This is a genomic window from Argonema antarcticum A004/B2 (genome assembly GCF_023333585.1).
GTDB lineage: Bacteria > Cyanobacteriota > Cyanobacteriia > Cyanobacteriales > Aerosakkonemataceae > Argonema > Argonema antarcticum.
Genome location: NZ_JAIQZN010000149.1, coordinates 1 through 11,861 on the forward strand (window position 1 = coordinate 1; position 11,861 = coordinate 11,861).

The window sequence follows — 11,861 nt, forward strand, 5'->3', positions numbered from 1 at the left end:
GTGGGGGAGTGGGAGAGGAATTGAAGGTTTGATTGCCGGATTAGAAATATCCGAATTAGATGCGTGTTAGCTTAGCAACCGCTCTCGTCGTTTAGGACAACTCCAATTATTAGTTCTTACCTTCCATCCCTGACTCCGTAACCCTTTTCTCTCTTCCCTCAACGCTCGCCCCGTCAGAAGAAAGCCCCTAGTCCCTAGCCCCTAGTCCCTAGTCCCTAGCTATAACTCCATGAAATCCTTCAAGCTACTGGCTCAAACTGTTTTTAATGTCGTTAAGCTACTGGCTCAAATTTTTTTGTATGTCGTTATCATTCTAAATCTGATTTTTCTAGTCCTCATTACCAAAATCGCCACAACTTTCGTCTGCGAACAACTTATATATAACATTCTATTCATTGGCGATTTATTTACAATTTTAGATATAGGTGAATTTGTCAACATCATTGTCTTTGCTATACTAGGAATGGGGTTTGGCTTGGCAAGTGGTTTGTTGCCCAAGTATGCTCAACTCAAGACTAGCGCTGTATTATTAATCATATTAATGCCATTACTTTTCAGTAGTAGCGCTTTTGTTAAATATACTTTTTGGGTTGAAGATTTTGCCCAGCAAGAAAATATAACTATTCAGCAAGCCGAAACTATAACTAACTCCTTTTTGCAGAAAAGAGTTAATTTGAATGGCTTTTTAGGTTTTTATTATTATACGGCTCAGTTCCCCGTTCTGCCAACAAAACAAAAGGAAATGATGAAAGCAGAAGAAATAGAGAAAAAAGTTAAGTCATCATTTCTTATTTTAACTAAAATAACCAAATTAAAACCAGAGATAATTACCATATTATTAGCTTGTGGCAGCTGGACAATCCGATTTTTTTACTTCTCGTTATCGCTATTTACAACCGTCTCCCATTTCCATTTAGGTCGCCAAGAAATTGCCAAGCGGTTACAATCTTCCCCTCCCAAGTTTCCGCCAGTGCCGCCTCGGTTTAAACCTCGTGCCAATAAACCCGTAACCCAACTCCAACCGCGTCGCGTCCGCAACAATTGATCCTGAGTTGGGCTATTTAAGATTACCACTTAACCGTTTGAGAGATTTGCTCAATGAAGCTAATCAAGTTTACATTTGAAAATTTTACTATCCGTATTTTTATTGCCACTCTAGTTTTTATAGCTACGATATGGTTAGTTTTAAATTTTTCAGCACCCCAAATTCCTATTCTTGGCTTTCATAGCATAATTGATATTGAAGAACCACAGGAGAAAGGTATTCAAGGTAGCCCGTTGCCAGCAATGGATTACACTAAGCAGGATTTGAGAGAATTTTTAGATTATCTAGTCAGCCACAATTTTTGGTTACTTTCAACTCAAGAACTTTATGAATATTTTATAACTAAATCTAAGCATATACCACCCGAACATCTAGGTCAAAGGCCAATTATGATATCTTTTGATGATTCATATAAAACATTTTATACAAATTTACTGCCGGTTTTGCAGGATTTGGAAAATAAACACGGTAAAAAGGTGAAAGTGGTTTTATTTATAAATCCGGGGACAATGGCAAAGTCCGAAAGAAAAAATTCTTACAATATAACTTGTAAGAATTTGAGACAAGGGCTGCTCAAAGGTTTTTACGATATTCAATCTCACGGACAAAATCATAAAAAATTAACGGAACTAAATACTAAAGATTTAATTTATGAAATTGCCGAATCACAAGCTAGCCTGAGAGAATGTACAGCAGACTTAGACCCGGATCGAACAGTAGCTTCTCACATAGCATATCCTTATGGGGCTTTAAATAAAGAAGTTGAAGAGTATGTGTCTAAATACTATTTATCGGGGTATTTGTACAATACCAGAATGTTTAAATTAGGTTGGTTGAGAAGCAATTATCAGATACCCCGGTTAACCGTGAATCAGGCGAAAACGCCCAAAAGGCTGATCCAAATGGCCGAAAGGGCTATGATAATTAAAAATTACAAATAAAAATTTTCTCTGCTGAGATTAATACTAAAAAGGAAAGTGTAGCTTTTAAAGAGGATCGGATCGTGAGTACTGAAGAACAAGCCAGGGAACGGATGGCGCAGCAGCGTCAGCAGAGCGAACACCTTCAAGAATCGATGTTGCGCCGTGTAGAGGCAGAAGCAGCTCATATAGGGGATCTCAGCACTGAAGAACAGGCGCGGCAAGAAATGGCACAGCAGCGTCATCACAATCAACACCTTCAGGAGTCGATGTTAAGTCGCAGCGAAACTGAAGTCGGTATGCACAACGATACTGGTGAGTCTCCGCAAGGACAACAATCTTAACTAGCTGAAGTAGCTTTACGATCGCAATTCCTGCCGCAGGCGATAGAGAATGGTGCTGGGTTCGACTCGATCGAGTATTTCTTGAATGACCGTGTTTGGCCCCAGTTGCCCCCAAGTGCAACCTTTTTCTAAATATACCTGTGCGGCGCGACCGACGGCGTAGGCTCCATATCCCGCTATACCTGCTTGGGCTATAGCCACCCCTCCATAAGCAGTCAGGCTAGTAGGGTTTTCACCAGAAACGACAGCAGCAGCACTCTTACCCAACCCCAAGAGCAAACTGCTGCCCATTTCGCCCAGCAGTAAACCACCAGAACTCAACAGAATAGTCTTCCAGAGTTTCCCAGCTTCGTAGCTTGTCATGGGCAGATTATACAGTCGCGCCAACTCGCGGATTAGTGCTAAATCCGCTATAGTTCCGCCCAGGATATCCAAAAGCGCGATCGGATTGAGGGCGACGGCGAGAGCTTTATACTTGGTAAATTGCCAAATCAGGTCTTCGGCTTCAGTGTTGCGTAATGCCAAGATTTTACTGGCAATAGTTGCTTCGGCTTCCCTTGCCTGAACCAAGGCATTGAGGGCGAGGAGCGATCGGCCTTCTCTATTTAGAATACTGAGAATTTTCTCCTTCAGCTCCTCTATATCCGAGGGTGGCGACTCCCATTCGTAAGTAACTTTACCATCTGGCCACTCGACACGAACCTGAATTGGTGCTGGTTCCGCCGCCACCATCACTATCTCATCTGGAGATAATAACTGTTCTAGACGCCTACCACCACTGCTACCAGCACCCAGTTCTTGCAGATTTTCGTAAATTGCTTGTCTGTCTTGTTCTGGATATAAGTCGATTTTGTTAAATACCAAAATTATCGGCTTTTGGGCTTGTCGCAGTTCGCACAGCGCTTGATACTCAGTGCGCGTGATATCGCCAGAAACGATAAACAAAATCAAATCTGCTTGACGCGCCACCGACTGCGCCATCATTGCCCTTGCTTGTCCCTCAATTTCATCCAATCCCGGCGTATCGATTAACTCCATTTGGACTTTGGACAACCCTTTCTCCTTCGTAAGGGGGGGTTCTGAAGCGATCGTCCAGCGGACAGAGCGGGGCCACTGGGTAACCCCGTTGAGTGGCCCTGTTTGCAGAATTTTCTGTCCCAGCAAGGCATTTAAAACCGCTGATTTACCTCGACTGACTAAACCGAAAGCAGCGATGCGAATCACGCCTTGGTCTAGTTTTTGTAAGCTGTTGGTCAAAACTTCGATTTCGGAGCGCAGGGATGCCCGAATTTTGGGAGTATATCCAGATAAAGCGCGTCGGATACTAGAACGAGCAAGGGATAAGTGAGATTCTTGCCGGTTGCTGTGACGCCCAGCTTCTGGATTGGGTTGGGTGGATTGAGGATTGCTCAAGGTTGGATAAGGAAGGACAGGTTACAGATCTATTTTCATCATTTTTCTTATTCCTGACTTTTCCGATCGTAAAAAATAGGAAAAAGGCTCAAGCATTAATGCCTGAACCTTTTTATAAATATCAAAGCGCTTTTAGAGCAAGCGCATTAAAGCTAAGCGCTCTGCGCTTAGGACAGTATTAAACGCTCAAAGCAATGCGGGGGCTGTGTTTTTACTCAGCACTCAGCACTCAGCACTTTGCTATAAAGCTTAGTAGCGAGGGGCGGAGTTGCCATTGCGCCGACCGCCGCCACCACCAAAAGAACCTCGATCTTCGCGGGGCTTGGCCTTGTTGACTTTCATGTCACGGCCCATCCACTCAGCCCCGTCAAGGGCTTCAATAGCTGCCGTTTCTTCAGTCTCGCTATCCATTTCCACAAAACCAAAGCCGCGCAGACGACCTGTTTCGCGGTCTGTGGGTAGCTGAACCCGCTTGACCGTTCCGTATTCTGCAAAAACGGCGCTCAGATCTTCTGAGACAACTTCGTAGGAAAGATTGCCTACATAAATAGACATAACTTGTCTCCCAAATCAAAAAGGTGTAGAAGTTGAGATTCCGGAGAGAAGCCTGCCAATACCAAAAACAAAAAGCCTGTTAATACTAAAAACAAACGCTGCAACCGAATTTTATTCTCACCCATAAGTCTAACGCGCTCTCTGGAAAAAAAGCGGAAAGCGAAAGAACTGTTACAAAAAGCAACAATGAAAAGATGGAAGGCGATCGCCCGAAAAGGATGCCTGATGCCGAATTGGTATGTATAGCAACTTTAGGGCGGTTAGGGCCTCCTAAAACGCCAGAACCAATTCACAGCAAGCATTTCAATGAGTGACTTTTGCTATAAGCGACTAAGTAGGGGGTGCTATCTAGAACTGGGTACAGGCAATCCAGTTGCGATCGCAGTAATTCTCACCTCATCTTGCAGCCGATCGTCAATTCCTGCCCCAAAAGTAATATTTGTGTTGGCATCAACAGCTTGATTAATTGTTTCCGCCGCAGCATTAATCTCCTGCACGCTGATATCGCTACTTCCAGTTATATAAAATATCACACTTTTTGCTCCTTTGATTGGCACTTCCATCAAAGGTGACGAAATCGCTGCCATCGCTGCTGATTTCGCCCTAGATTTACCAGTACCTACACCAGTGCCTATTACTCCAAGACCAGCAGATGCGATTACTTTTTTTAAGTCAGCTAAATCTACATTAACTAATCCCGGATTGTTGATAATATTAGCTACTCCTTGAACTCCTTGACAAACCAAATCATCGACAACTCGAAAAGCTTCTTGAATCGGCGTCCATTCTGAAATCATAGAAAAGACGTTATCGATGGGAAGAACTATCAACATATCCACTTTATTTTGCAGAGCAGCAATGCCAACATCCGCCAATTTGGCGCGATTTCGTCCCTCGTGAATGAAAGGACGAGTGACAATTACAATTGTTAACGCTCCCATTTCTTTAGCAATTTGTGCTACAATTGGTGTAGCGCCAGTACCCGTACCGCCTCCCATTCCCGCAAGAATAAATACCAAGTCGGTTTGTTCTACTGCCGCTTCAATTTCCTGACGAGATTCTTCAGCTGCTTTCTGACCGATAGCTGGATCGCCACCCGCACTCAGTCCTTTGGTCAAACTTTCTCCTATTTGCAAGCGATTGGGAGAATATGATTGAGTTAATTCCTGAGAATCGGTGTTTATAGACCAAAATTCTACATTACTTATACGACTCGCAAGCGCCCGGTTAACGGCTTTTTGTGCGCCTCCGCCAACACTAATAACTTTAATTTTGATGCGAGGCCAATTTTCCAGTTTTGGTGGCTGTAATGTAGTGAGTGCTTCTGACAAAGTGGCGATCGCAGCTACTTCTGGTCTTGAGCTAAATTCTCGATCTAGGTCGGATAATTGAGAGCGCAGAGAAGTTACTTCTCCTTGTAATTGTTCGTGTAATTGCGCGATCGCACTATTTGTGTCCAATTGTATTTCTGCTAGTGCTGCTCCCTCTAGTTTACCGTTCAACTGTTCGGCTAGGTCATCTAGCTGAGAGCGCAGAGAAGTTACTTCCCCTTGTAATTGTGCGTCTAATTGCGCGATCGCACTATTTGTCTCCAGTTGTATTTCTGCTAGTGTTCCTCCCCCAGGTTTAGCGCTTAATTGTTCAGTCAAGTCGTTTAGTTGAATATGCAGATTATTAATTTCACCGTGTAATTGTTGATGCAATTGAGCGATCGCATTGCTAGCGTCATGTTGCAACTGGGGGAGTGCTTCTACCTCCGATCTAGAGTTGAACTGTTGAGTTAGTTTATTCAACTGACGGCGTACAGAAGCGATCTCTTCTTGTAGTTGACGTACATAACCGATCGCGCTGGTGGTTTGCTGTTCCATCTGTGGCAGCACTTCTAGCTCTGGCCTTGAGGTAAACTGTTGGGTGAGGGCGTCTATTTGACCGCGCAGAGAAGAAATTTCGGCTTGGATTTGATGGATCTGAGCGATCGCACTATTTGTGTCCTGTTTGATTTCTGCTAGCGCCTCTACCTCCAGTTTGGCACTTAACCGTTCGGCTAAGTTGTTCAGTTGAAGGCGCAGATTATTAATTTCCCTCTCTAATTGTTGATGCAATTGAGCGATCGCGTTGTTGCTTTCTAGCTGCACCAGTGGCAGTACAGTTGCTTCTGGTCTTGAGGTAAACTGTTGGGTGAGGGTGTCTATTTGACCGCGCACAGAAGAAATTTCGGCTTGGATTTGATGGAACTGAGCGATCGCGCTGTTGCTTTCCTGCTGTACCTGTGGTAGTGCAGTGGCTTCCGATCTTGAGCTAAACTGTCCAGATAGGTTATCCAGTTGCTCCCGTAGATTGCTCACTTCTCCTTCTAATGCAGGAAAATTATTCAGATATAACGCCAAAGCACTCAATTGCTCGGTTAGTTGTGCTATAGCTTCTGTTTCCGGTCGCGTTTGGAACTCCTGGGCTAACTCTTCTTGTCGATCGGCTAGAGCTTGAGTTAAGTTTTCTACTCTAGAGATCGATTGATTAATAGTACTGAGAGTTTGTTCTGGTAGCGCTTCGACTTGCTGATGTAGAGATTCAAAGATATGATGCAACTGAGTAATCGAGCTGGTGGTGTCCTGTTGCATCTTTGCTAATCCAGGGACTTCTGGTCTTGAGCTAAACTCTTCAACTAGAACATCCAGTCGATCGTGCAAATTGGCGATTTCCCCTTCTACCCCACTCAGGTTAACTGGTTCTGGAATAGGCAAATTGTCGATCCGCAGTCCCAAACCAATCAGTTGTTCTCTTAAAAACGCTAGCGCTGTTTGCAACTGTTCGATCGCTTGTGTTTGCGATCCTACTTGCAACTCTTGGGCCAATTCCTCTTGCCGATTAGCTAGCGTTTGAGTTAAACTCTCCAAACCAGATAGAGAATGGGTGATGGGACTGAGGGTTTGGTCTGGTAGCGCTTGTACTTGCTGTTGTAGAGATTCAACGATTCGATCTAATTGAGCGATCGCGCTGCTGGTATCCTGCTGCGTCTGTTGCTGCAATCGCTGTCGATTTACCAAATTCAACGATAACGCCACTGTCAGAGGCGCTGCTGCCATCGCCACCTGCCCGGAAACAGCAGCGGCGACTGTTCCTACAGCTGACGCGGCAAGGGAGACATATTCAGTAATTTGTAGCCAATTACGCTCTGTAGACATCATTTATATAGCAATTTTAATTGCCGTCAGCTTTGCTGATATTTAGTATATAGTAGATGTCTAACAGTCTTTCACCCGAACAGTGATAATTTTTGCTAATCAATTTGTCGGTGGGGTTGAGCAAAGCGCTACCCAACGATTTGAGCCGGTTAAGTAAAGACTAACAAGAGGTTTAATTTATGAGATTCAGTGATTTGCTTGAAGCCGTAAAAAATCTCGGTATTGATGAATAAAAAGAAGATATTCAGTTGTTATTAAAACAGTATTTGAGGGAAATCGTCGCGAATAAATCTAAGTAGGTGGGCATCATTAAACGTAAAACTGTCAAGCCCTTAGAAACCGGGTTTCTGAGTGTTCAGTTTATTTATGTCCGACTACTTAACACTGGGCTTTTGATTTTGCGATCGCACTTCCAAAAACATACCTGTGAAAGCCTAGAGATAAGCTGCTACGCATTTAATTTGTATGTTTAGCGGGAGTGGGAGAGTGGGGGAGTGGGGGAGTGGGAGAGGAATTGAAGGTTTGATTGCCGGATTAGAAATATCCGAATTAGATGCGTGTTAGCTTAATACTATAAAAGCGATATTATCAACTCTACTATTAGCAGGAACTCAAAACCTATGATCCGCAAAATGTTGATTTTTTTGACGGTCTTGATTTTTTCCTTCAATCTATTCACATTACCTTCAATATCTCAAACACTTCCAAAATGCAAGCAACAGGAAGAAATCTTTACATTTCAAGTCCCCAACTACGCAGTTCAACACCAAGGAGGAGCGATCGTAAACATGAAACTTGCCTATCGTTTCACGACAGAAGCGATCGACCAAAAAGACTACCCAAATTTAGTGCCACTCAAAAAAGATATTGATAATTTTTTAATCAATTACCCGAACGAGACAGAATATTGGGAAATACTTAATAAAAATCTAGTACAATTTCTCTTAGATAAATATCCACAGATGTCATCTTTGATGATTGAAATGAGTGTAATGCCTACTCTAGACGAGCCTTTCTTTCGTTCCAGTATCGTCCGCAGCACTCGACCCGAAATGTGCAGTCTCAGTCTTTAACTTTTAGCAAGACTTATCATAGAGTTATATCCTGAAGAGTGCATACCGATGATCGTTGAACGGCTGTCGATCGAACTAACCAATCGGTGCAGCAAGCACTGTTCTTTCTGCTACAATCACAGTCAGCCTAGCGGCGATACTAGCTGGACACCAGATGAACTCGTGAACTTTGTATTGGAATGCCAAAAACGAGGAACTAAAGCAGTTTCATTCGGTGGTGGTGAACCTCTGGAATATCCAGGTTTATTTGAAGTTTTGCAACGCCTGCGGGGTGTCTTGTTTCGCTCTCTCACCAGCAATGGCTTAAAATTGCAAGGGGAATGTTTGAAACAGTTAGTTGCTGCTAATCCAGATAAGGTTCATTGTACAGTACCAAATGGTGGGTAGACACGCAGGGACAGAAACACCAAGAACATCCTCACGACCATTAAACCCTAGAGGATAAGGGTTGTATATTCCTAACCAAAAATCTGGATAATTAGCTAACGTGATTTAACGATTCTTATCATTTAAGTCAAGTTAATTATTCCATCGGGGGGAAGCGTAAAGGCTGTCTCAGTATTTAAAGTAAGCTTATATAAGGTAGAACCAAAATTTCACAAAATGGAACTGCCAACTTTAGCAATAGCGATCGAGAGGCTTGTCAAGACTATGGAACTCAATCAGAACTTTTTTGCCAAACAAGCATGGTTTAGTAGAACCACTATTATAGCGATTCTAGCGGGTTCGATCGCAGCTTGTAACGATACAACAAACAACCCAAATACTGCCACCCTTACTCCTACGCCCACACAGACAGTGGTTGTCACGCCTAGTCCTGTTCCCACACAGACAGTGGTTGTTACGCCTAGCCCTATTCCTACTCAGACAGTGGTTGTTACGCCTAGCCCTATTCCTACTCAGACAGTCGTTGTTAGAGAACCAATTAACGATTTAACAATTGTTGGCACCACGCCAGATAAGCAGTTGCTTCTTAACAGGCGGGTAGAAGTAACAAATATTAAAGCTCAGACTGTAAATGGCGATCGCACTTTTTGGGTTGGTGCGGGTAATAACCAACAACTCTTCGTTGTTCTCGATCCAGTATTAGATGCTGGTAGCGCTGAGAACAAGGTTGTTGTTAAAGCGGGACAGGCACTTAATCTCAACGGTGTCATCAAACCGATGCCAAGTTCCCAGCAAGCTCAAACCCAATGGGGTTTAAGTGCCGCAGAAGCTAAACAACTGAGCAACCAAACAATCTACTTGCAAGCCGATCGAATCAAATTTCTCTAAAAAGCGATCGCTCGTAAATGCGACGGATTGCGTAAATATACAGCCCGTCGCATTTCATTTAGAGTTTAGTAGATCCAGGAGGACATTGAATATTGTTGCGAACAAGTCGTGGCATAGGGGGAGGTGTTCTTGAGGCTCTATTGCTTTCACAAATACCGGCTATTGTTGTGGCATTATTCCCAGCACCGATAACAAAAACTCCCCCCGTATAACTCCTTATCCTCGTGTCTTTGGCTGAAGCTGTTGACCGGGCGCTTCTTGGATTTACAACCGCCACTTTGTAGCTGTAATTGCCAGTTTCGGCGCTAATACCTACCCCCAATTGTCCGAAATTGGATGCAAATCGACTATTTTCAACATAATAAGCTTGTTGCGCCCTATTCAATGAACTAATTGTACTTTTACCTTCGTCTTGTTTCGCTCGTATTATCGGGCCGAATTGTTTAACTGAGGCTTCTTTAAGTGAGTTTTGATTAGAATTTTCTGTGGGTATTTTTGCTGGAGCATTTATTCCGATAGAAAGCACAGTCAATAGTGCGATTAAGATCGAAGGGTAGGCTTTTGTCAACATAAGAACACGGTTAAGTTTGAAAGCCATTTTTCCCTCTTGAGTGTAAAGCTTACTAATGTTTAGGCTGGTTTAATTTTTTAACAAAAACATCTATCTTTAGACAGAACTAATGCGATCGCCCTTATCTACTGAATCGATGTTCTAGATTTTACCGCAGAGAACCTGACGCATTTTCCGCATATTGGTAGGCAAGTCCAAGTGCATTGCTTGTTGAATGAAAATCGATGGCACTGGGATGGTGGGCGTAGCCTGTACGCTGTAGGTAAGTATGGTGCCGTTGCCGCAATCTTGTAGCTTTAAGTCTGCTGCAAAATCGATAAAGCTGCCTTTTTCCATGCGAAACTGGATTTGCTGCTGCACTACCTCAAGCACCTTTAGGTAAATTTCCACTTCAGCAGAGAACATGAGGAACGCTTTTCTGGCAATTTGATACAGACGCTTGCTCTTTCCAGTCAGACTATCACCTCGGTGTAAAACTTCACTGCGGACGAGATCGGGAAAGTATTGCACCCAGCGGGGGTAATCGGTTAGCTGCTGCCAAGCGTGCGATCGCAGTATCGGCAGGTACATTCCTGCCGTACAAGCACCGCCCCAGGCAGAGTGCGATCGCACAAAAAGCAAAATTTCCCCAGATAACAACGCTGCTTCCTGGCTTTGATTCCACACCGCGCAGTCAGTCCAGGCAATAGAGTCCGATACAGAAGGTACAGTCATTTTAGTTTGAGCAACTCTTAAATAATACGAATAGGTTTCGGGTTGAGACTTGTCTAACTTATCACCGTCAGCCAAGCATCCCTCCTATTCAACAATTTACCCACGGCTGTTTAAAAAAACGCAAAGTTTATATGAAGTTTTGACAAATTTTTCCCGTAATTTCACGGTTATGTAAATTATACCATAGAGGTATGAAAAAATAAGTTCTATATGCTATTGCCTCCAATCACCGCAATTTCCGAGCTTTTGAATTTATTTTTATACATTGATTTCAGTATTTTCCTCAAATCTTCGGCAGGCGTGACTCCCTTACTCATGCGATAATAATTGAGGTAATTACGCGATCGTCTGTAGAGCCAAACCCTGTGAGCATCTCTCGGAATTCTAGAAATTTGAGATTTTCATCGATTTTTGCGACTTCGATCGGAGTAATGGTAGCCGTTTGGGTGCTGAGAGGATTGGAAATTCTCACCTTTATTCCCAGCGGCGTCATCTGGGTATTGCTTCTGCTTTCGATCGTTACCGGCATTTTGAGCTATCTGCAAAATACAAAGTGGTAATTAAAAGTAAGTGGGGGCTTAGAATTAATAAGCCAAAGAAAAGCTGAAGCCTCTGGAACTTAGTTTCTGGAGGTTCATCAACAGTTGTCACTTTACTAACATTTACTCACAATCCTTCACTTTTACTCCCTTGCCTTACCACACTCGCCCAAACCCATAGTAAAATTTGGCTATGCTACTGGGATTTAAAACTCAAATCAAAATCAATT

General features: G+C 43.3%; 11 protein-coding genes and 1 pseudogene. 6 read left to right on the forward strand and 6 right to left on the reverse strand.

Annotation, left to right across the window (positions count from 1 at the left end; genetic code table 11):
• Window positions 1-229: 229 nt before the first annotated feature.
• The 3 genes from LAY57_RS33200 (at window position 230) to LAY57_RS33210 (ending at window position 2,309) form a co-directional block, all read left to right on the forward strand.
• Window positions 230-1,045 carry a hypothetical protein gene (locus LAY57_RS33200; protein WP_249071460.1) on the forward strand — a complete coding sequence of 272 codons (816 nt, stop codon included), beginning with the start codon at window positions 230-232 and terminating at the stop codon, window positions 1,043-1,045.
• 53 nt (window positions 1,046-1,098) lie between these two features.
• Window positions 1,099-1,986 carry a polysaccharide deacetylase family protein gene (locus tag LAY57_RS33205; protein ID WP_249071461.1) on the forward strand — a complete coding sequence of 296 codons (888 nt, stop codon included), beginning with the start codon at window positions 1,099-1,101 and terminating at the stop codon, window positions 1,984-1,986.
• A 62-nt stretch (window positions 1,987-2,048) separates the two neighbouring features.
• Complete coding sequence (locus tag LAY57_RS33210) at window positions 2,049-2,309, forward strand: hypothetical protein (protein ID WP_249071462.1); 261 nt, start codon at window positions 2,049-2,051, stop codon at window positions 2,307-2,309.
• Window positions 2,310-2,324: 15 nt separating this feature from the next.
• On the opposite strand, the gene LAY57_RS33215 is transcribed toward LAY57_RS33210, so the two are convergent.
• From LAY57_RS33215 to ftsZ, 3 genes and pseudogenes are all read right to left on the reverse strand, one after another.
• A complete protein-coding gene (locus LAY57_RS33215) occupies window positions 2,325-3,722 on the reverse strand; it encodes a GTP-binding protein (protein WP_249071463.1) in 1,398 nt (465 codons plus the stop codon).
• A gap of 249 nt (window positions 3,723-3,971) precedes the next feature.
• A complete protein-coding gene (gene rbp / locus LAY57_RS33220) occupies window positions 3,972-4,277 on the reverse strand; it encodes an RNA-binding regulator (RefSeq protein WP_249071464.1) in 306 nt (101 codons plus the stop codon).
• A gap of 368 nt (window positions 4,278-4,645) precedes the next feature.
• A pseudogene (ftsZ, locus tag LAY57_RS36745) lies at window positions 4,646-5,608 on the reverse strand (cell division protein FtsZ); the annotation flags it as partial.
• A gap of 2,495 nt (window positions 5,609-8,103) precedes the next feature.
• On the opposite strand from ftsZ, the gene LAY57_RS33230 reads away from it, so the two are divergent.
• The 3 genes from LAY57_RS33230 to LAY57_RS33240 all read left to right on the forward strand — a co-directional run bounded on the left by LAY57_RS33230 (window position 8,104) and on the right by LAY57_RS33240 (window position 9,807).
• Window positions 8,104-8,532, forward strand: coding sequence for a hypothetical protein (locus LAY57_RS33230; RefSeq protein WP_249071465.1), 429 nt, complete (start codon window positions 8,104-8,106; stop codon window positions 8,530-8,532).
• 48 nt (window positions 8,533-8,580) lie between these two features.
• Entirely contained in the window at window positions 8,581-8,919 is a 339-nt protein-coding gene (locus LAY57_RS33235) for a radical SAM protein (RefSeq protein ID WP_249071466.1), read from the forward strand.
• Between the two features lie 216 nt (window positions 8,920-9,135).
• Complete coding sequence (locus LAY57_RS33240) at window positions 9,136-9,807, forward strand: RodZ family helix-turn-helix domain-containing protein (protein WP_249071467.1); 672 nt, start codon at window positions 9,136-9,138, stop codon at window positions 9,805-9,807.
• A 58-nt stretch (window positions 9,808-9,865) separates the two neighbouring features.
• Here the strand turns inward: LAY57_RS33240 and LAY57_RS33245 are convergent, their stop codons facing one another.
• The 3 genes from LAY57_RS33245 to LAY57_RS33255 all read right to left on the reverse strand — a co-directional run bounded on the left by LAY57_RS33245 (window position 9,866) and on the right by LAY57_RS33255 (window position 11,621).
• Window positions 9,866-10,405 (reverse strand): type IV pilin-like G/H family protein, encoded by a 540-nt coding sequence (locus LAY57_RS33245; protein WP_249071468.1) that lies wholly within the window; start codon window positions 10,403-10,405, stop codon window positions 9,866-9,868.
• Between the two features lie 114 nt (window positions 10,406-10,519).
• Window positions 10,520-11,092, reverse strand: a complete 573-nt coding sequence (locus tag LAY57_RS33250; RefSeq protein ID WP_249071469.1) for an SRPBCC family protein — start codon at window positions 11,090-11,092, stop codon at window positions 10,520-10,522.
• Window positions 11,093-11,405: 313 nt separating this feature from the next.
• Window positions 11,406-11,621, reverse strand: a complete 216-nt coding sequence (locus LAY57_RS33255; protein WP_249071470.1) for a hypothetical protein — start codon at window positions 11,619-11,621, stop codon at window positions 11,406-11,408.
• Window positions 11,622-11,861: the final 240 nt, after the last annotated feature.